Consider the following 20,996-nt stretch of genomic DNA (forward strand, 5'->3'; position numbering starts at 1 on the left):
GGTGTGAAATCCGACACCATTGCCGCCATCGCCACGGCTTCAGGTCGTGGCGGCGTCGGCGTGATCCGCATCTCGGGCAGCAACTTGCTGCCCTTTGCATTTGCGCTGAGCGGGTTGAAGCCGCAGCCCCGCCATGCGACGATGGCGGACTTTCTGGCGGACGATGGCAGCGCGATCGACAGTGGTCTGTTGCTCTTCTTTCCCGATCCGCGCTCGTTTACCGGCGAGGACGTTCTCGAAGCCCACGGCCACGGTGGACCGGTGGTGATGCAGATGCTGCTTTCGCGTTGCCTTGACCTCGGCGCGCGTCTCGCCGAGCCTGGTGAGTTCAGTCGCCGCGCGTTCCTGAACGGTAAGCTCGATCTTGCCCAGGCCGAGGCGGTAGCCGACCTGATCGACGCGGCAACGTCGAGCGCCGCGCGTTCGGCGATCCGCTCGCTGCAGGGTGAGTTCTCGAAAGCCGTTCATGGCCTGACCGACGAATTGATCGACCTGCGCATGCTGGTTGAGGCGACTCTGGATTTTCCGGAGGAGGACATTGACTTTCTGAGGAAGGCCGACGCCTTCGGCCGGTTGTCGCGGCTGCAACTCAAGCTGGCAGAGGTTTTCGATAGGGCGCAGCAGGGCAAGCTGCTGCAAAGCGGACTGCATGTCGTGCTTGCTGGACAGCCGAATGTTGGCAAGTCCTCGCTGCTGAATTGTCTGGCAGGGGATGATCTTGCCATCGTGACGCCAGTTGCCGGGACCACACGCGACGCGTTGCGGTCGACCATCCAGATCGAGGGAATTCCGCTGCACATCATCGATACCGCGGGCCTGCGTGAGACCGACGACGAGGTCGAAAGTATCGGCATCGAGCGGAGCTGGCGGGAAATCGAGCGCTCGGACGTGGTACTGCTTCTAGTCGATGCTTGTGCCGGTGTCACCGATACCGACCGTGAAATTCTCGGCCGGCTGCCTGGAAACCTGCGGCGTATCACCGTTCATAACAAGATCGATCTTGCCGGCGGTACGCCGGAGCGCCAAACTGAAGGGGACGCGGTTGCGATCTCGCTCTCGGCCAAGGTCGGAACAGGCATCGACCTGTTGCGCCGCGAATTGCTCGCGGTCGCCGGCTGGCACCAGGCAGAGGATGTCTTCATCGCGCGCGCGCGCCACCTGGCGGCGTTGACCGAAGCTCAGCAGCACATTGTCGCAGCGCGTACGTTTGTCGAAGGTCGTTTGCCAGCACTCGAACTGTTTGCCGAAGAACTCAGGCTGGCGCAACAGGCGCTCGGCGAGATTACCGGCGAATTTACCGCCGACGATCTGCTCGGGGTAATCTTCAGCCGTTTCTGCATCGGAAAATAACAAGTCTTCCTGAGTGTTCCGCAACATACCGCATAACCTATTGATAGCCCGTGTAAATGCGGGCTTTTTGTTCCGCTTTTGGCTTACATGTTCCACACGAATCCGGCAATATGTGTTCCCAAGAGTGTTCCCATGATGACGCTCCGGTGCTCCCAAACGGCCTTTCTAAAAGGCGGTGAATTCAGGTTTTCATGGGAACACAAGGCGGGTGCAATATGGCTGAAAGCCTCGTAAATACTAGCGTTCAGGCATGTGTTCCCATGATCGAGGCCATTTCCATGGGAACACGGGGCGGGGAGTGTGGATCATGGCGCTATCAGATACGAAGCTGCGGAATCTCAAGCCAGGCGAAAAGCCATGTATCGAAACCGACGAAGGCGGTCTACATCTTGAAGTCATACTGGGCGGCGCGAAAGTTTGGTGACTTCGCTACCGCATCGGCGGACGTGGAGCCAAGCAAGAGAAAATCACGCTAGGCGAATACCCGACCTATTCCCTGGCCGAAGCCCGCACTTGGCGAGACCATTGCAAGGCGCTGGCCGGGCGTGGCCTATCCCCGATGCCCTTGAAGCGTGGCGATCCGATCCCCGATGATGCAGCCCCCGCTGTAAAGGAAATGGCGCAAGCCTTCATTCGCAACTGGTGCTTGAAGGCTGTTGAGAAGGTGAGAGTTAAGGAAGCAGAAGCCAAGGCAGACGACGCGGTGGAAGCCGCCCTCGATCTGCCTGAACTGATGGATGGCAAGTTGTTGCTGGTCACCAATACGCCAGATTTATCACCGAAAAACGTGGTCGATCGCTACAAGTCGCTGGCGGATATTGAGCGCGGCTTTCGGGTGTTGAAATCCGAGATTGAAATTGGCCCGGTGTTTCATCGCTTACCTGAGCGCATCAAGGCGCACGCCAGCATTTGCTTCATGGCGCTGATTCTTTATCGCATCATGCGATTCAAGTTGAAGGCAGCAAAAAACGCACTTTCACCCGAGAGAGCACTCGATAGTCTGCGGCGTATTCAGCATCACCGTATCCAACTCAACGGGGAAAACCCCGTTGAAGGTATCTCAACGATTACCGACGAACAAGCAAAGGTCTTTCAGGCACTCGGCGTTAAAAAACCAGCAGCCTCACAACAATTATCGCTTTTGTAGTGGAGCGCTTTTGAACCGCTTCCAAATAAATCAATGGCTTATCAAATTAACTGCGGAACTCGGGGGTTCTGGCACTTGGGTCGCAATACCAAACCCGGCCTCACTTCGACCCTGCCAATAGATTCCAAATGCCGTGCCAAGGATCACGATACTGATGCAATACCCGCCGGTAAACCCTATCCCGGATGTTTCATAAACCCGCCGCGCGATGTCAATGTCGTGCCATTCCAGCCGTGATGCGAGTCAGCTTGCTGCGAATTTTGCTGGCAACCCGCCACGATCGGCCAAATACCCCAACTTTTGGGCATCACACCCTGCCGCCATCGATCCCTGGACAGAGCGCTGGCGAGACCTCACCTCCGCTCAAGCGGATTCGAGTCGGCAGCATGAGACGGCGTCGCCGAGTCGATCAGGCCGGCGCCGGCGGGCGCGGGACGAGGTAAAGCAACTCGGTCACCCGCGCCAGCACCCCTTCATCGGACACGACGTAGGCAAGGACAGCTTGATCCGATCCTTGTACTGCACCACGCGCACCGCCAACTTAAAGAGTTTCAGGATAATCGACAGCGGTTGCGCCTTGGCCAGTTCCGTATGCACCAGCGTGTTCTCGCGCAAGCCGTGAATCAACCCATACGCCGCACACGAATAGAACAGCCGCAGGTGATTGGCGAGGAAGGCATGATCGGAGGTCCGGTCACTGGCCAAGTCGTTCTTCACCGCCTTGATGAAGTTCTCGTCCTGCCCTCGAGCACAGTACAGCTCTTTGTAAAGCACATCAGGCGTCGGGTCGGACAGCGAGGTCACCACGTACCGCGGGTTGTCACCCAAGGCCATCACCTCGGCCTTGACCACCACGCGGTAAGCCTTGGGCCACGAGCCCGCCTGATACTCGATATCGTCGTACAGTCGTGTCGCCGCAGGCTCGGCGTTCCCCAGGCGCTGGGCGTTGGCGCTGTGTGTCTGGTGCAGCGCACGGGCTTTCTTCAGCAGCGGCTCGGCCTTGGGCGAGAGCACCTGGTTGCCGGCCAGGCCGAAGAGGAAGTCCAGATGCGGATCGGACGCGCACAAGGCCATCAGTTCGGGATTCGAGAAGTGGCCATCCCCGCGCAGAATGATGTGGGTCTCGGGCCAAGCCTGGCGGAGCAAGCGCAGCACGCGCTTGATGATGGCCGCGTTCTCCTTGCCAGTCGGGCGTTTGCCCGGACGCAGGACGGCAGTAATGAACTTCCCGGAAAGTCCTTCGAAGAGAAACAGCGGCAGGTAGCAGTGATTCCCGTAGTGGGGGTTATAGAACGCCAGTTCCTGCTGCCCGTGAGTGGCATCCTCCGAGTGATCCATATCGAGCACGATCACGGCAGGCGCCTGGGCGTAGCTGGCGATGAAGGCGTCGACGAAGCTTTTGGCCAGGCGGTAAATGTCTTTGCGCGATACGCTGTTTTCGAGCCGGGAGAGCGTGGGGCCGGAGGCCAGGTCATTTCCCTCGTCCAGCGGGGCACGACCGACCGCCAGTTTGAACAGCGGATCGCGCCGCAGCGTGTTGGCGTCATTACCGTCGGCGTAACCGCTGGCGGTCTGGAATATCCGCTGGCGGAGCAGGTCGGCCAGGGGATGGTCAATGTACGAGGCGTGGCGTTTGTCGTGAATCGCGCTGACCAGGCGGGGAATCAGGCCGATTTGCAGGTCGATGCCACGCAACAGGAGTGCGCCAAAGTCGGAGGACATCGCCCCGCCGTCAAAATCTGCCCGGATCGTAAATCCGGCGCTGGCGGGAAAGCGAAGCTGGGTTGGGATAGAATAGTCCATAGGCGGTCTCGTTTAGGCTTCTTACAAAGCGTTATTGGCGTAACCCCAATTATATCAATGGGTTAAACGAGATTCGCCTGCTTTTATGAAAAATTCGGGCTATGAACAAGTTTGATATCATCAGGGTGATGGCTGCAGATCCAACGACACTCAGGAGCAGTCGCCAGCGAAACAGTAACCAGATGGCGGCGAACAGTTCGTCCATGACCTTTAACAGTTAATCAACGGACCGCCGGTCCGCATATTGATAATCGGAAAACATGCCGATTGAAGTCAACCGCTTGAGTCATCGTGTGCAGTCTCCAGCAGACTGTCCGTATATGCAATGATAGTACGGACCAACGAGCATTTGGTATGCCGAAAGCAAGAACGTTTTGACGAATGGCAGCTATAGAGGAAATTCTTGAATGGCTTCTGTTGGCCGCGACCCGCCTTACGGGTTTGACCGTTGGACGAGAATCCTGCCGGTGATGGCGCGGCACTGTCACATGGCTCACGAGCGGTCTTGACGGGCCGAGCGGGTTCGCGGGCCGGAACTGGATTGGGCGCACGAAATTCCCTTGCTTGGATAGAATGGATCCCTCACGTTTCGATTGCGAGAGGAGATGCACGATGAGCGCCAACGCCAAGAAGTCCAGCACATACGAGATGATCTGCGGCCTGACACTTGCGATTCTGGCTGCGGTGCTGGCGATCACCGATCTTGGGGCGGGCAAGTATGGCGATGACGAAATCATCGCCCACAATCAGAAAGCCAATGCCTTCGACTGGTATCAGGCGAAGGGCATCAAGCAGTCACTGGTCGAGGGACAGCGGGATCTCCTCCGGATACTGCTGGAGTCGCGCGTGATTCCGCCCGGAGCCGAGGACAAGATGGGCAACCTGCTGTCCAGTCTCGACGCCGAGACTGGCCGTTACGAGAAGGAGCGCAAGGAGATCCTGCTTGGCTCGAAAGCGGTCGGGCAGGAGAACTGGGTTCTTGAGGAAGGCGGCAAGCTGGGTCAGGTCAAGGGGGCCAGGGAATGGGAAGCGGAAGCGAGGGCTCTCGGTGCCGCAGGGGATACCTTCGACATCGCCACCTTCTTCCTGCAGATCTGCCTAGTGATGGGTGCCGTCAGCCTGATTCTCAAGGGTGAACGGATGCGCAACAGTTTCTACGGCCTGATGGTTCTGCTCGGCGCCGTGGGGGCGGTGTACAGCGTCATGGCCTTCGTTCAGGCAGGCGCATTCGCCTGAGCGAGGTAATCATGCCACGTCGGCAAAGGGCCAGCTAGCCGTGATCTTCCGGGAGCAGCGGGACGCCGAAGCCGTAGATGGGGTAAGGATGGATCACCGGTCTAGTCCGACGGATCAGTGGCCAAATCGGGCCAAATTCCCGCCACCTTCGGCCAGCCGGGTTTACCAGTAACGTACCTTTCCGGTGTCGACATGGACGAACTTGTCGCGCGGATAGAAGCCGACCCCGCCGCCGTTCTGCGACATGGCCGCGTCACGCAGGCTGGAAAGCGGGATGCCGGGAATGCGGATGTCGATGGCCTTGCCCTGCATGTGCAGGCTGTTGCGGGCGACACCGCCGCCGCGCGAGTTGCGTAGGTTCGAATTGGTAGCAGCGCAGCGGTAGCCCGAAATGACTTGTAAAGGCTGGTCGGAATCGAGTTCTTGGCGTGTCCTGTACAGCAGGTCGAACAGATGCGGGTCGATCTGGCCGATTTCGCCGGAGTAATGGTCACGCAGAAAACGATTCAGCGTGGTCAGTCCATCGGGAACATAGTGGTTGCCGACAGCGAAGACGACCGAAATCCGCTCGCCGGTGTGGGTGTGGTCGAATTCCAGGCTACGCGCATTGGGCAGCGAGGCAAGCGCGGGTTTCGCGAGCGGCAGGACAACACCCACCATTGCCAGCCTGGCCGCATGACTGAGAAACAGGCGGCGTGAGTGTATTTGCGGATTTGGCATAGGGTTCAACTCAGAAGCTAACGATTTAATTTTGCGCCAATTGCAATCTGATTGGAAGCGCTTCGAGATTGGGATCTCTGGCGCAGGGCTTCGTCCAGGATCTTGTCCTGACCGTAGATGTCGGGGAAGAAATGAATCCTCCCGTCCATGACGACGGCGGTGGTGTAGGCAATGACCACCGGGAAAGGTTCCCGCAGGCGCTGTGTCGCCGACCTGCCCCTGGTCATTGCCTGAACGATGCGCTCCTCGGTCCATTCCGGCTCGTCGGCAAGGACGAATTTCGCCAGCGCCACCGGCTCCTCGACGCGGATGCAGCCGTGGCTGAAGTCGCGGCGGTCGCGCTTGAAGAGTTGCGGGGTCGGCGTGTGATGGAGGTAGATGTTGTCGCTGTTGGGAAAGACGAACTTGATGTCGCCCAGCGCATTTTTGGCCCCCGGTTTCTGGCGGATACGCATTTCGCCGCGCTGGACGGCGTCGAGATTTACCTCGGAGAAGTTGCCGACGGCCTGGCCGTCGCGAGTGACGAATTCGAGGCCCTGCTGATCGAAATAGGACGGGTCGCGACGCAGCTTGGGCAGGGTTTCACCCTTGGCGATCGACGGTGGTATGTTCCAGTAGGGACTGAATTCGATGTACTGCATTTCGGCCGCGAAGATCGGCGTGCGGGTCTTGCTGGCATTGCCGACGATGACGTTCATCGCCACCTTCATCTCGAAATTGCCGTTGCTGATCTCGTAGGCGCGCAGCCTGAATTCCGGGACATTGACTATGATGGCGCGTCCGGCCTGGGGCAGACGTGTCCAGCGCAGTCGCTCGAGCGCCAGTTCGATCTGCCGGACCCGGGCTGCGGGCGTTATATTGAGTTGCTCCAGGGTTCCCTTGCCGACAACGCCATCCGGCGTCAGCCCGTGGCGCTCCTGAAACGACTTGACCCCATCAACCAGCCTGCCCTCGTACCGTGCCGGCGGCACGCCATTGGCCGGCAGGTCGCCGAGTGCCTTCAGCCGCTGGCTCAGGACCTGGATGCCGGGATAGGTCTGCCCCGGCTGGAGTTTGCCGCCGTTCGGCGCCGGCAATACCTTGTGCCAGGCCGCGTTGCCTGCCAACTGGCGGTAGCGGGCAAGTGCCTCCCTGAGTTCATGATATTGAGCGAGCGGGGGTTGCGCATCGCGCGCCGCTTCCGGCAGACGGTTGTCGGCAATTGCCGAAATCAGCAGGGTATCGGGATCGAATCCCGGCCCGTATACACCGCTGTAGTTTTTCTCGAGTTGTGGCGGGTCGACGCGACCTCCGTGAAGATCGGCGAGATAGCGCCGCGTTGCGTCAGTCAGCGCCCGATCGAGTTCAATGATTCCGTCGTTCGAGGGAACGGCGCCGCTGGATGCATTTTCGACGGCAATTCGCAGGAGCTCGCCACCGTAGTCGTTCGCATCCAGGCCATCCGTGGCGGCGCTGGCGAGAAGGTCGACGGCCTTGTGCGCGGCGGGGGTCGGCCGTCCGTCGCTGAACCAGAGCAGCGAATTGGCTGCGCCAGCAGGCGTGGCGCCGACCATTGCCAGGACAATGGTCAGGCAGATTGCCGAGAGATGCGACCTGCCGAAACATCCGGAGGGGGTCGTCGAGGCTGGCGGTGACGAATTACAGGGCATGTGGTTTCGGGGGTTATGAATTGGCACGCATTATGTACCATTGGCAAATGGTCCGGACGGTGTTCCAGTGTCGGAGCTGCAAGTATGATAGGTGTCTCGTGTTGGCTGATCTTCGATCCATGGTGCCCCAGAACTCGTCCGCGCCTGCTTCACCAATTATTGTGAGGAGGGCTGTCTTGACGCGGCCGGGAGCCGGCGCGTGACGACGGCCGGCTTGCTGACAGTCCGCGCCGACTTCGGTGAAGGCCGTCTGACGCATGTCGATGTCGATCTCCGGCGCCCGCCGGTGACGCAGTTGTTTATCGGTCAGTCGCCGGAAGCGGTGGTCGGGACTGTGCCCTGCCTGTACACGATCTGTGCCCAGGCCCAGCGGGCGGTGGCGCTGGCGGCGCTGGCGGCCGCGGCAGGTGAGGCACCGCAGCCGGCAGATGCCGCCGGATTGTGGATCGAGATGTTGCACGAAAACCTCTGGCGCCTGTTCCTCGACTGGCCGCCAGCGCTTGGCTTACCCCCGGAGCAGGCGGCATTCGTCACCTGGCGTGCGACGCGGCAAGGGGCAAGCTGTGCGGAAGCGACCGGCCGGTTGCTGACCGATGTTCTCCACGGCCTCGCTGAAAAATGCCTCGCCAGGCTGGTCGACCGCAACAGCGATGTGCCCTGCGCGCCCGCGGCGCTGACGACTGACGAATGGCTTGCCGGCTGGCGGGAGAGCGCCGATTTCCAGCCGGCGATGAACTCGCCGCCATCGATTCGCGCGGCGTATCGCGGGCGTATCGCCGAAGTCGAACGCGCCACCAGGGCGCTGGCCGGCGGCGCTCCCTATCCGCTCGCGGCGGCGGGTAGCAATGGGTGGGGCGTGGCGCGGACGGTCACGGCGCGTGGCATACTCACCCATGCCGTGCGCCTGGAGGCAGGCACGGTGACACGATATCGGGTCGCGGCGCCGACCGACGCTTTCTTTGCCGATGCCGGCGCGCTATCCAGGCTGCTCGATGGCCGCTGCTTCGCCTCGTCGATTCAGGCCAGGCAGGTCATCAACCTGGCTGTGCTGGCCCTTGACCCTTGCGTACCTTATGTGCTGGAGGTGAACGATGCATGAAATGTCGCTCGCCGAGGGCGTGCTGCAACTGGTTGAGGAAACGGCGATGCGCGAAAACGCACAACGGGTTAAGCTGGTCGTTCTGGAAATCGGGCGACTTTCGTCAGTGGAGCCGGAGGCCCTGAGGTTCTGTTTCGAGGCCGTGGTTAATGGCAGTATCGCCCACGGGGCGGTGCTGGAGATCGTTGATGTGCCCGGTGCAGGATGGTGCATGCCTTGCGGCAAGTCGGTGGCCATGGACGAGGTTTTCGGTGCCTGTCCGAGGTGTGGCAGCTACCAGTTGCAGCCGACCGGGGGAACCGAAATGCGGGTCAGGGAAATCGAAATCGAGTAGGTGAACAGGAGGTGACGCGATGTGTACGGTTTGCGGTTGCGGAGCAGGTGAAACGAAGGTCGAGGGTGAAGCGCGCGAGGATTCGCATGAACACACCCATGTCCATGAGGACGGCACAGTGCATGGCCACGCGCATGAGCATGGTCTGGAGCACGCGCACGAGCACGGAGAGGAGACGCTCGATGTTCATTCGCACACCCATCGCCATGCCGATGGTAGCGAGCACAGCCATGCGCATACTCACGATGGCGAACACGTCCATGAGCACCGACACGAACCCCATCATCACGAACATGGCATCGCTGGTGATCTGGATTACGGCAGCGGCCCGGCCCGCGCCCATGCGCCGGGCCTGAGCCAGTCGCGCATGGTCCAGATCGAGCAGGACATTCTTGCCAAAAACAATGCCTATGCCGCGGCCAATCGCCGGTGGTTCGACGAACGGGGGATCCTGGCGCTGAATCTGGTGTCGAGTCCGGGCTCGGGGAAGACCGCGCTGCTGGTCAGGACCATCGAATTGTTGAACGGAAAAGTGGCGATCAGCGTCGTCGAGGGCGACCAGCAGACTTCCAACGATGCCGAGCGCATTCGCGCCACCGGCGTTGCCGCGCTGCAGATCAACACTGGCAAGGGCTGTCATCTGGACGGCCACATGGTCGGCCATGCGCTGGAGCGCCTGCAGCCAGCCGACGAATCGCTGTTCCTGATCGAGAATGTCGGCAATCTGGTTTGTCCGGCGGCCTTCGATCTCGGCGAGCAGCACAAGGTCGCCATCCTGTCGGTGACCGAAGGCGAGGACAAGCCGCTCAAGTATCCCGACATGTTCCGTGCCGCCAACGTCATGCTGCTCAACAAGTGCGACCTGCTGCCCTACCTCGATTTCGATGCCGATCTGGCGGAAGCTAACGCGCGCCGAGTCAATCCGAAGCTGACGATCTTCCGTGTCTCGGCGACCAGCGGCGATGGGCTTCCAGCCTGGGTGTCGTGGATCGAAGCCGAGCTGCAAGCCCAGCGCGCCAGGCGCTCGGAGACGGTCGACGGGCTGCGGCGCCGTGTCGCCGAACTGGAACGTCAGTTGGCCACGAAATAAATTCCAATGGCTGGCCGGCAGATTCGCGTGCGCGGCCTCGTCCAGGGCGTCGGCTTTCGTCCTTATGTCTGGCGGCTGGCCAACGAACTCGGCCTCACCGGTTGGGTGAGAAACGACGGGGCCGGGGTGACGATTGCGGTCGACGGTCAAAAAGTGCCGGAATTCATGAGCCGCCTGCCTGAGGAGGCGCCACGCCTGGCGCGTATCGACCACATCGAAGCGATTGCTGCCGAGGTGTCCGGCGCGGAGTTTGCGATCATTGACAGCATGGCGGGTGACGTCTCGACTGCCATCGGTCCCGACGCGGCGATCTGTCTCGACTGCATCGCCGAACTCTGCGAACCCGGTAATCGTCGCTGGCGCTACGCCTTTACCACCTGCACGCACTGCGGACCGCGCTATACCGTGAGCCGGCGCATTCCCTACGACCGCGCTCAGACCAGCCTCGCCGTTTTTCCCCTCTGTCCCGCTTGCCGGGCGGAATACACGGCGCCAGCCGATCGCCGCTTCCACGCCGAAACGACTTGCTGCCCCGACTGCGGTCCACAACTTCGGCTGCTTGAGTCCAGCGGTACGCCAGCGCCCGGTGATCCGATCGGCGAAACGCTGCGCCTGCTGGGCACGGGCAAAATCGTCGCCATCAAGGGCCTGGGTGGCTTTCACCTCGCCTGTGATGCGCGCAATGCTGCCGCAGTCGCCGAGTTGCGCCAACGCAAGCAGCGCGAGGAAAAGCCCTTCGCCGTGATGGGGCTGAACGCCGCATCGCTTGCCAGGTACGCCGTGATTGGCGCGGGTGAACTGGCTTTGCTGCAGAGCACCGCCGCGCCCATCGTGCTCTGTCCCAAGGCCGGGGCCGAACTTCCCGGTATCGCGCCCGGTCTGGCCTGGCTCGGGGTCATGCTGCCGGCGACGCCGCTGCACCTGCTGCTCTGGCACGAGGTGGCCGGCCGTCCGGCGGGCACCGACTGGCCCGCCGCGACCAGCGATCTGCTGCTGGTCATGACCAGCGCCAATCCGCACGGCGAGCCACTGGTCATCGGCAACGACGAGGCGCAACGAAGACTGGCCGGTATCGCCGATGCCTTTCTGGTTCACGACCGGGAAATCGTCGTCCGCTGTGACGATTCCGTGCTGCGTGCCGGTCCCGCCTTCATTCGCCGTGCTCGCGGCCATGTGCCGGTGCCGATACCACTCGCCGACGACGGCCCGACCGTGCTGGCGCTGGGGGGCTACCTGAAAAGCACGGTTTGCGTGTTGAAGGGCCGCGAGGCTTTCCTCTCGCAGCACATCGGTGGTCTCGACAACGCGGCGGCCATCGGATTTCTCGAGGAAACCGTCGCCCATCTGCTGGCTATCCTCGATGTACGGCCCGACCTGATCGCGCATGATCTGCATCCGGATTTCGCGTCAACCCATCTGGCGCTGCGGCTGGCGGCCGAGCGCGGCATTCCCACACTGGCCGTGGCGCACCATTACGCACATGTTGCCGCGATCTGCGCCGAACATGGCGTCAACGAGCCTGTGGTCGGTCTGGCCATCGACGGTGTCGGCCTCGGGCCGGATGGCGACCTCTGGGGTGGCGAACTGTTGCGCGTCGACGGCGCCAGGTGCGACCGGCTCGGCCATCTGCGGCCACTCAGACTTCCCGGCGGCGATCGCGCTGCCCGCGAACCATGGCGCATGGCGGTAGCCGCCCTGCATGGCGCGGGGCTGGACGGGCGCGTCCCTGGCTGGTTGAAAAAGCATTTCCTCGGGCGCGATGCCGGCCCGCTGCTGGCCATGCTCGCTCATGATCTGCGTTGTCCTCAGACCTCCAGCCTCGGTCGCTGGTTCGACGCGGCCGCGGGCTTGCTCGGGCTGCGCGCCGAATCGCGGTACGAGGGACAGGCGGCGATGGAGTTGGAGGGACTGGCTGCCGCGCACGGTCCCGAATCTGCGCCGCCTGGCGGGTACATGATCCAGGATAACGAACTCGACTTTTCGCCCCTGTTGCCGATTCTGCTCGAGTGTGGCGACCCCGGCCAAGGCGCCGCGCTGTTCCACGCCACCGTCGCCGCCGGCCTCGCCGAGTGGGCGATTATCGCACCCCAGGGGCACATCCTGCGGGGCGCGGTCGACCGGGAAAAAGGGCCGAAAATCGCGGTCGGCGGTGGCTGCGCCATGAATGCGGTGCTGATGTCCGCCCTGCGCCGGCATCTGGAAGCGCAGGGCGTAACCTTGCTCGAAGCGCGGCAGGCGCCGCCCAACGATGGCGGCCTGGCGCTCGGGCAAGGCTGGGTGGCGCGACGGATGGGTGAAGAGATCATCTCGCCGTAATGGAAGGTCGCTAACCATTGGCAAGGGAAATATGGAAACAATGTTTCCGCATAACGCTACCTCTTCTCTTGTCGAATCCCTCCAAGTGACTGAATAAAGGCGATATTCATTTCTGGCCGGATTTATGCATTAGAGGTCTCAAAAGGACGACACAGGTAGTGCGAAAGCGGTAAGTCGTGAGAATTCGGAAGGAGCGATGATGGCAAAGAAATACACGCTCTGTCTTACGCATCAGTGCAATCTCAGGTGCACCTATTGCTACATCGACAAACGCGCAGGCCGGATGTCCATCGAGGTTGCTGAGAAGATCATCGAGTCCATCTTCGCCTCTTCATCGAGCGATGAAGAAATCGACATCGGGTTCTTTGGTGGCGAACCCCTCCTCGAGTTCGATTTGCTGACGAAGATTGTTGGTTTGATTGAAACGCACCCGGGCTTCGAGCGGAACATAGTCACTCTTTCGCTAGTCACGAACGGCACGGTCTTCTCAGAGGATATCGCAGACTATCTTGGGGAGCACGGGATCGTCTTGTGCGTGAGTTGTGACGGACCGCCGCATGTTCAGGACCGATTCCGGAAGTATCGCAACGGCAGGGTAAGCTCAGCCAAGGTACGGAAGACAATCGAGATCGCGCTGGAACGCCTGCCGCTGGTTTTAGTCAATTCGGTTTATCGTCCTGAAACGCTGGACGACCTACCCGCAGCGGTTGAGTTCCTGTCGGCGCTCGGGGTCCGGCAGATCTATCTCAATCCCGACGTGACCGCACCCTGGCGCCAGGAAGATGCAGCCAAGCTGCCCGGCATATACGGCAGAATTGGTAACGCATATGTCCGGGCCCATCTGGAGAACGATCCTCATTTCATCAGCCTCATCGACAGCAAGATCGCCGTCATGCTGCGAGGGGGATATCAGCGCTCGGAGCGCTGTCAGATGGGGAGCAGAGAGATAGCTTTCTCGGCTGAAGGCTCGATCTATCCATGTGAGCGACTGATCGGCGACGGCAAGGGCGGGCGGCACTGCCTTGGAAACATCCAGGACGGACTCACCCCGCACAATGAAGGCCGTTTCTGTACCGATCCGGCTGCCGGGGCGCATACGCCATGTAAAGAATGCGGCATAAAGGAATGCTGCATGAACTGGTGCGGCTGCTCCAACTTCCTGTCGACCGGCCGCTACGATCAGATGAGCCCATTTCTGTGTGCTTCGGAGCGCGCTGCTGTAGAGACAGCCTTGCGCGTGTACGAGCGACTTGAGCCCCTTCGCCCCGGCATTTTCTCCGACCACTTGGCGGGCAAGCCCTCGGTGATGAGCCGAGTGAAGCACCGGGAATGGAAGCCCAATGAGCGAGTTTCGAGTTTCAACGCCAGCATCGGCTACTGAAATGCAACCGCAGCAGGTAGTCCTTAGTGAACCAAGAAAAGGAGGTATGCCATGAACGCACTGTCACGCCAGGACCTATTGAATAGGGTCATCTGGATCAGAGGAATTCCGCCGGTAGATTTCTGGATTCGCCGCGAGGGCATGATCGGCGAGTTCGTCGAGAAGAACAGGCTCAAGCCAATCGACACGTCACCATACGAAATCGACGAACTGGCCGGCGCTGCCGGGGCAAAAGCGGAAAAGGCTGCGCTGCCCGTCCGGCGACCGTCATTTCCAGGCGGAATGCGGGTGCCACATCTGCATTTCAAGGGCAGCGTTTTTGTTCTCAGTGAGCAACAGTGGCACACCTTTTCAGGCGGCGTCATCAAGGATCTGAATGAAAAGCTCGCCAAGGCTTCGGTGCTCTCGTTTGACCAAGTGCGTGACATTGCCGAGGGAATCGACAAGTTCGCTTAATAGTGCCTGCGTGGCCCCATCGGGCGGAGGCCCAGGTCTCTGCCTGATCGCGGATCGTGCGACGGCCGACCCTCGGTTAAGCGCGGCATGCTCCAGAGCAACCCCAATTGCATAGAAAAACAGGAAACCAAGGAAGGTCGCCGTCGTTAAATAGCGCCTGTCGCGCCTCGAGCAAGGATACGCCCCACGCTTCCAGTTGCCGGCGCAAGGCGGACATTAGATCGGCATTCATGGCACAACTGCGGAATCGCATCCTGCTGACCACCTAATCGCATCAATCTGACCGGCTGAAATCGACCCTCAGCCTTCTCATGACATTGGAAAGTCATTTGGCTACTTACTGAACACAAAGCCGCCTCTCAAGGATTTCAAGCGGGTGACTCTTGATCGGCCTCAGCGGTCAGTGGCGCTCAACGCCGACTTTGTCCGCAGTGGAATGGTTACCTGCCGGTCGCCGGGAAATTGTACCGAGCGCCAGCTATCCGATTTCCGCTACTTCCGTATCCGACCCCCAAGCCGTCATTGAAGAAAATGGGAAGCAGCCATTCGCCAACCGAACTGAAAAATGCAAAGCTGTCATTCACAATCAACAATCACTGAGCGTACAAAAGGTGCATGGAAAAAGTCCCGAGCGTTCCACAGGGCCGTTCCCTAGGGCCGTGCCATCCTCTACCACGCCCCCCTCAAGCCCATCCCTTTATATACAACTCACATGACATGACGGATCTCGCGCATATGCTCTACGCCGGAGACGAAATCGCGCAAGCGCTGAATGCCGAGCCAGAGGGATTTGACGCCGGGTTCGCCGTCGCCCTTACGGGCGAGGAATCCGCCGAGCTGCGCGATCAGGCGGATGACCTCGCGAACCGCCGGCACCTTCTTCGGTGGCTTCTTCTTGTTGAGGATGAAGGCGCCGGCCCATTCCGTTTCGGAGAAGAACAGATCGGCAGACCACTGCGGGTGGATGCGTCCCAGGCGGATCAGACGGGCGAGGCGCCAGGAAACGACCAGATAGACCGCCAGCGCCAGTTCCAGCTTGCTCTGGCTGCCCAGTTGCAAGGCCTCGACCCGGCAGCCGTTCTTGAGTACATGGAACAAGGTTTCGATCTCCCAGCGGCAGCGATACCAGTCGATCAATTCGACGGCCGCCTCAAGACCGGCAACTTCACGATTGGTCAGCAAGCGCCATTCGACCGGCTTGCAGCCGGTAGGCGCTTCGATTTCCGTGGCGATCAGACAGGTCACGCGGACGTGGCGGCCGTCCGTGTCAGGAGTGGGAAGGTCGACCGCCTGGCTTCGCAACTGCTGGCGCACAATCCGTTCCGGCTGCCCGTGCCGCGATGCCAGGGTGAATTCGATCTCGCCGAGCGGCGCTTCGGCAAGAGTTGCCGCCCACAGTTTGCCGCCTTGCGGCAAACAGCGGTTGTGCTCGGCGCGAATCAGCCAGTCTGCTGGCGTCCCCAACACCTGGGCGCGGTGCATCAGGCCGACCATGTCCGCTTCGCGGTCGGCCACATAGACCAACCGCGTTTGTGGCATCGTCGCCGCGGTTTCGGCGACCCGCTCGTAGCCTTCGATCCAGCGCGTGCTCTCGCTGATGCCCGGCCGGCTTCCGTCGGCCGCTTTCGCCTCTCTCGCCCACATCCAGGCGTCGATCACCCCGAGCGGTGCGCGTTCCGGCGTGACCGCATAGGTCGGATGCAGATACATGCCGCGCTGGGCTTCATACGAGAGCGGCCCGAGTCCTTCGATCTTTTGGCCGTTGAAGTCCAGTTCGGTGGTGTCCTGAAGGCACAGCACGACTGGGTGTTGCGCCATGCGCCCTTGGCTGCAATCCATGTGTGGTTGCAGGATCGATTGCCAGGTCAGCCCACGCTTGCCAGCGCTGGCCTGGTCGAAGAAGCGGTAAGCCGCCAGCGTCTCCGCCCAATCCCCGCAGGCGCCCGGTATGCTCGCCGTCGGCTGCTCGGCAAAGCGTGTCGCCAGTTTGATCAGCCTCAGCTTCAGACGTCCGTCCCCAAGTTCAGCCCCGCCAAATTCGTCTCCCGCCCAGTTTGCCATCGCCCGATCCCCATGAAAATGGGAAGGACCAAGCAAGGGGTATACCAGATAAATTTAGTCAACTACTTGCCAGGGGCGCATCGGGCGGTCAGATTATGATGAGTGAGTTGTGTATAATGAGCTGCCTCAAGCCCTCTTCATCGAGTTAATAAGTGTCTCAATGTCCTTTGCTGAATCGACAAGACTGACGTCAAACTCGAAATCGGAAAAGTCCAGCCCGAATGCTTCTTCAAGATACATGACAAGATTCATCATCGAGAAGGAATCCAGGCGACCGCTGAAAAATAGTGACTCGTTATCCGCAAAGTCTTTGTGATCGCCGTGCTTTTCCAGGGTTTCCTTTAGAAATTCACGCAACTTCTGTTTCATGTTTGCATCCATCACGACACTCCAAAAAGGCTCAGAAAAAATAAAAACCGCTCGGTCAGCGAATGATTGCGTGACTCATCGCCAAAAATGTGCAAACAGACAACGAACGACCAAACAAAAAGAAAGGAATAAAGTTTTCCGAACAGGGTCGAAGGCGGCCGAATACCACGGCTCGCCCGTACTTGCGACAGGCCGATGCCGGTCGCCAGAGCCAGACAATAGAAGGCATAGCTCGTGAAGCTCTCCAGTGCCCTTGCCATGCCCATTGATGTCACCACCTGAATATCATAAAGAAAATGCCAGAGCGCATTACCCACCCCAGCGGCCATGAATGTGGCAAAAAACATTCTTAAACGCGGCCGACTACGAAACACCGAGAAAAAAGTGGGTACAAAAAAATGATCGACAAGCAGTTCCTTGAAGTAATAATGGAAACGATTGAAATACTCCATCAGGGTTCTGGATTCGAGTGGTCGCCAAGAGCCACGCGGCAGCCGGTATCCGGCCAAGCGGGCAATACCAATGAACAGTCCGGCCCAGAGCGCAATTTTCAACGAGTATTTCGCTGTCGCCAGAATTAACGAAAGCCAGGCGACCGCAATTGGAAAAGGCTGGCCAAGGAGAAATGCATCTAATGCCTCCTCCAAACCTGGAACCTCCATTTGATCTTCGAATATCCAACCCAGGCCCGTTTTCATCGCAAGCAGCGCATTCGACCAGAGAAGAAGTTTGATTGCTTTTAGTTGCGTAACCGCCAAGTCCCTAGGGGTTTTCGACAAGTTCTTCCGCAAGAATGCAGCCCCCTTGCCGAACGGCAGATAGGTCGGGCTCCAGAATGGCCGCAATACTGCCATTTGCAACACCGGATCGCTGGGGTCTCGCGAGCGCTGATCCGCAATGGCATAGGTCAAAAACCAGACGTAGGGTGTCAAAACAATGAGCATCGACCAAAGTAGCGCGCGAGGGAGGCCTTGCATGACATCCAAAGCAGGCAGCACACACAACAGCGCTACGACGGCCAGCAATGTGATCAACGGTCGGCGTGCCAAGAAAGTTTTCGGATTTTTGCGGACAAAGGCCAGTATCACCCAGGCCCCGATCATGACCGCCAACAGAAATGTAAACGCCATAACCGTCACGGAAATTCCAGCGATCTGTTCGTGATGAAGTATCACGCTGATGTCCGTCAGAGCCTGATTCTCGAAAAGTCCGATTTCGAGAAATGCAGCGATCCACGTTGCAGCAAACAAGATCGGGTTGCGAAGATTCGGCCGGTAGGCCGCCGCCATTGCCGCGCTGACAACCAGAGCCGACTCCCACCAAGGGAAATACGTAGCAACGGCTATAATTGCGATGACGTAGATCAATAGCTTCCCCATCATCCCTTGAGAGCATTCGACGATGTGCTCGCGCTCATCGATGGCCAGAAAATCGCGCAGATGATCCTTTTTCTTGCCTTGGGCTGATTGGGGGCCGCCCACCGTCGCGAGATTCATGTTGCCTGTGTTTCGAACATCAGCCGAAGTGCACGACGGTCGACTTTCACACTTGAATTGAGCGGCATTATCTCCAGAGCGATGATCTGATTGGGAATCATGTAAGGCGGAACACGCTCCTTGAGCGCGTCGATCACCTGATCGGCATTGATTGTCGATGCTCCGATAAAACTGACAATGCCGCGGGCCATGCCATCCGCCAGAGGCCATGCGACGGATCCCACCACATCGGCACCAGAAACAACGCGTAAATGGGCATCGACTTCTTCCAGTTCGACACGGTAGCCCAACACCTTGACCTGATTGTCGATCCGTCCCAGACAATGAAACCGAGTGTCGCTCTCACGCAGGGCCATGTCTCCAGTCTTGTACCAGCGTTTGCCGCCCAGCACAGGAAAGCGCGCGGCCGTAAGTTCGGCGGCTTCAAGATATCCGTCGGCCAGTTGATCGCCCGCGATGACGAGCTCCCCCTGCGTCCCATCCGTCACAAACTGCCCGTTCTCGTCGATCACCCCCGCCTCACTGCCCGTTAACGGCGTACCAATGGCCACCACGTCACGTCCTGGCGTAAGTGGCACCGGAGTGCCCACCCACTGACCCAAAGAGAAAACCGTGGCCTCGGTCGGGCCGTAAAGATTGACAATGGCGCTGTTGGGTGCCGCAACCTGCCAAGCGGCAACGGTACTGGCAGGCAACTGTTCGCCGCCGAAAACCGTGATGCGCAAACCAGCGAGGCTATCCGGAGCAAGCGCTTTGAGCTGGCGCAACATCCAATCCTCTCAACTTAGCCCATAGTCATACGGCGGGTTTGTAAGCAAAGGACAGGTGAGGCTTTCGCTGGTTTGGCCGAGGTCGAGCACGATCAGGGATAAATTTCTGAAGGTTTTTGACGATTTCCGAGAAGATTTCCTTGGTAACTCGGGTGGTGATTTGCTGCACACCCGCCAAGACTCGGGGCAAGATACGACGTACGGTATTGAAGGCCATCGTCCGATTCACTCGCCATGGCGAATCGCTGGGCAGCCGCTCTTCCGCAGCCAGGTAGGTGGCCAGGGCATTGAGATTGTCACACACCATCTTGGCCCCAACATCCTGGCAGGCGGCCAGCCAAGTCAGGCCGGACGTGTGCTCCAGATTGAGCCGGTGTTTGATGCGCTTGAACGCCTCCTCGATACGCCAACGGCTGTGATAAAGGGCTGAGAAGCTTGTGGCCGGATACCGCGCGGTATCAAGCAAGGAGGTCATCAAGACCCGTACCTTGCCAGTCGGCGTCACCTGACGAATCAGGCGAACCATAGAAGGCAGACGCGGACACTCGTAATCAATGGCATCCTGACGATGCGGTGGCGGCAATGTCACCTGCGCCTCATCTTCTCCGGATCGCATGAACTGGGTGATGGCAGAAAAGGAAGCGGACGAATCACAGCGTATGCAAAAGGGGATACCTCGATGCAACAGCGCCGCGACCAACCAGGCACCCGGATACCCGCGATCAAGCACCAGCATGTCCTGAGCACCGAGTCGGTCAAGCCGCTCAAACAACATCTGACGTTCGCCGACCAGCGAACTGTGCAAAATCAGCGAGTCGAACAATTCGATCCCTGGCCGAAACAAACCGAAGATGGCCGCTTCTCGAATATGGCGGCGCCCTTCCAGGTCAAGCAAGGTCAGACGTACCTTCGATGCATCCGCCGCCAAGACCCGCAAGCCTTGCCAGTCCGGCTGCTGTGGAACGACCTCATCGACCAGGCGCAGCAATTCTGTATTGAGCGGCTCAAAGAGATTGGCGACCAGATGGCTGCGCGCCTTTGAGAAGGCACTGGCCGTGATCGCCCGACAAAGGCGGGTTCTTCCGGCAAGCAGGGCAAAGAAGGAATCAAGCTCCGCCTGAACTGCGCCGCGAATGCCGGTGAGCAGGAAAGCGATCAGATTCGTGAATGGCAATTCACGGTTTCGGGTGAAAAACCGAGGCTCGCGGCGGGCGGCGGCAAGGAAATTGGCGCCATGAATGTAGTCCGTTAGCCGTGAAACGATATTGGCATATTTAGGCCGTCATATAAAGCCTATTTATATCAATTGGTTACATGCTCGATTATATCTTGGCGCGGCCAGATGGCAAAGTTGCCAAAATTAGATGACAAACCGCTAAGTCAAGAGGATTGGCGCAACATCCCGCCCAGTGAAGGCACCGAGTTCCACACGGTCAGGCCCGAATTGCGCGCAAACTTGACAGCATTCATCACGGTGGTGGCGGGCAGAATGTACAGTGAGGCCCCGACCTGCCAGGTTGAAAACATGTTGTGCACCGAGAAATCAAAGCTTAACTCGCAGGTTTCCAGGGCGCGGTTGCTGGCTTTCAAGCCCAGGTAGTCGGTGATCATCGTAACGTAATGACGAGCGGCCTCCGAAGAGATCATGACACCCTTGGGAATGCCCGTCGTGCCCGACGTGAAAATGATGTAAGCCGTGTCAGACGCACTCATGATCGC

General features: G+C 59.6%; 16 protein-coding genes and 2 pseudogenes. 9 read left to right on the forward strand and 9 right to left on the reverse strand.

The window, feature by feature from the left end; translation table 11 throughout:
• Window positions 1-3 precede the first annotated feature (3 nt).
• Entirely contained in the window at window positions 4-1,350 is a 1,347-nt protein-coding gene (mnmE, locus tag IPP03_13220; protein MBL0353560.1) for a tRNA uridine-5-carboxymethylaminomethyl(34) synthesis GTPase MnmE, read from the forward strand.
• 727 nt (window positions 1,351-2,077) lie between these two features.
• Window positions 2,078-2,497: pseudogene (locus IPP03_13225) on the forward strand (IS1634 family transposase).
• A 409-nt stretch (window positions 2,498-2,906) separates the two neighbouring features.
• On the opposite strand, the pseudogene IPP03_13230 reads toward IPP03_13225, so the two are convergent.
• Window positions 2,907-4,300, reverse strand: a pseudogene (locus IPP03_13230) (IS1380 family transposase).
• Between the two features lie 612 nt (window positions 4,301-4,912).
• Between IPP03_13230 and IPP03_13235 the strand changes: the two are divergent.
• Window positions 4,913-5,536 carry a DUF4337 domain-containing protein gene (locus tag IPP03_13235; protein ID MBL0353561.1) on the forward strand — a complete coding sequence of 208 codons (624 nt, stop codon included), beginning with the start codon at window positions 4,913-4,915 and terminating at the stop codon, window positions 5,534-5,536.
• Window positions 5,537-5,698: 162 nt separating this feature from the next.
• Here IPP03_13235 and IPP03_13240 read toward each other — a convergent pair whose 3' ends face one another.
• Together IPP03_13240 and IPP03_13245 are read right to left on the reverse strand one after the other, a co-directional pair.
• Window positions 5,699-6,256 (reverse strand): DUF882 domain-containing protein, encoded by a 558-nt coding sequence (locus IPP03_13240; GenBank protein MBL0353562.1) that lies wholly within the window; start codon window positions 6,254-6,256, stop codon window positions 5,699-5,701.
• Between the two features lie 17 nt (window positions 6,257-6,273).
• Complete coding sequence (locus IPP03_13245; protein MBL0353563.1) at window positions 6,274-7,905, reverse strand: L,D-transpeptidase family protein; 1,632 nt, start codon at window positions 7,903-7,905, stop codon at window positions 6,274-6,276.
• A 199-nt stretch (window positions 7,906-8,104) separates the two neighbouring features.
• Between IPP03_13245 and IPP03_13250 the strand changes: the two genes are divergently transcribed.
• The 6 genes from IPP03_13250 to IPP03_13275 all read left to right on the forward strand — a co-directional run bounded on the left by IPP03_13250 (window position 8,105) and on the right by IPP03_13275 (window position 14,581).
• Window positions 8,105-9,004 (forward strand): hypothetical protein, encoded by a 900-nt coding sequence (locus IPP03_13250; GenBank protein ID MBL0353564.1) that lies wholly within the window; start codon window positions 8,105-8,107, stop codon window positions 9,002-9,004.
• A complete protein-coding gene (gene hypA, locus IPP03_13255) occupies window positions 8,997-9,338 on the forward strand; it encodes a hydrogenase maturation nickel metallochaperone HypA (protein MBL0353565.1) in 342 nt (113 codons plus the stop codon). The genes IPP03_13250 and hypA overlap by 8 nt, the downstream gene beginning before the upstream one ends.
• A gap of 19 nt (window positions 9,339-9,357) precedes the next feature.
• Window positions 9,358-10,428, forward strand: a complete 1,071-nt coding sequence (gene hypB, locus IPP03_13260; protein ID MBL0353566.1) for a hydrogenase nickel incorporation protein HypB — start codon at window positions 9,358-9,360, stop codon at window positions 10,426-10,428.
• Window positions 10,429-10,434: 6 nt separating this feature from the next.
• Window positions 10,435-12,744 carry a carbamoyltransferase HypF gene (gene hypF / locus IPP03_13265; GenBank protein ID MBL0353567.1) on the forward strand — a complete coding sequence of 770 codons (2,310 nt, stop codon included), beginning with the start codon at window positions 10,435-10,437 and terminating at the stop codon, window positions 12,742-12,744.
• Window positions 12,745-12,943: 199 nt separating this feature from the next.
• On the forward strand, window positions 12,944-14,125 hold the full coding sequence (locus tag IPP03_13270; protein ID MBL0353568.1) for a radical SAM protein: 1,182 nt from the start codon (window positions 12,944-12,946) through the stop codon (window positions 14,123-14,125).
• Between the two features lie 51 nt (window positions 14,126-14,176).
• The gene (locus IPP03_13275) at window positions 14,177-14,581 is read left to right on the forward strand and encodes a hypothetical protein (GenBank protein MBL0353569.1); all 405 of its coding nucleotides are present in this window, start codon (window positions 14,177-14,179) and stop codon (window positions 14,579-14,581) included.
• Between the two features lie 708 nt (window positions 14,582-15,289).
• On the opposite strand, the gene IPP03_13280 is transcribed toward IPP03_13275, so the two are convergent.
• The 6 genes from IPP03_13280 to IPP03_13305 form a co-directional block, all read right to left on the reverse strand.
• Window positions 15,290-16,642 carry an IS4 family transposase gene (locus IPP03_13280; protein ID MBL0353570.1) on the reverse strand — a complete coding sequence of 451 codons (1,353 nt, stop codon included), beginning with the start codon at window positions 16,640-16,642 and terminating at the stop codon, window positions 15,290-15,292.
• 126 nt (window positions 16,643-16,768) lie between these two features.
• Complete coding sequence (locus IPP03_13285) at window positions 16,769-17,023, reverse strand: acyl carrier protein (GenBank protein MBL0353571.1); 255 nt, start codon at window positions 17,021-17,023, stop codon at window positions 16,769-16,771.
• On the reverse strand, window positions 17,023-18,507 hold the full coding sequence (locus IPP03_13290; GenBank protein ID MBL0353572.1) for a hypothetical protein: 1,485 nt from the start codon (window positions 18,505-18,507) through the stop codon (window positions 17,023-17,025). The genes IPP03_13285 and IPP03_13290 overlap by 1 nt, the downstream gene beginning before the upstream one ends.
• Window positions 18,504-19,277: an AMP-binding protein gene (locus IPP03_13295; GenBank protein MBL0353573.1), complete on the reverse strand. Its 774-nt coding sequence runs from the start codon at window positions 19,275-19,277 to the stop codon at window positions 18,504-18,506. The genes IPP03_13290 and IPP03_13295 overlap by 4 nt, the downstream gene beginning before the upstream one ends.
• 25 nt (window positions 19,278-19,302) lie before the next feature.
• Complete coding sequence (locus IPP03_13300) at window positions 19,303-20,517, reverse strand: IS4 family transposase (GenBank protein ID MBL0353574.1); 1,215 nt, start codon at window positions 20,515-20,517, stop codon at window positions 19,303-19,305.
• 140 nt (window positions 20,518-20,657) lie between these two features.
• Window positions 20,658-20,990, reverse strand: a complete 333-nt coding sequence (locus IPP03_13305; protein MBL0353575.1) for an AMP-binding protein — start codon at window positions 20,988-20,990, stop codon at window positions 20,658-20,660.
• Window positions 20,991-20,996 lie beyond the last annotated feature (6 nt).

The sequence above is a fragment of the Candidatus Dechloromonas phosphoritropha genome (assembly GCA_016722705.1).
In the GTDB taxonomy this organism is placed as follows: Bacteria; Pseudomonadota; Gammaproteobacteria; order Burkholderiales; family Rhodocyclaceae; genus Azonexus; species Azonexus phosphoritrophus.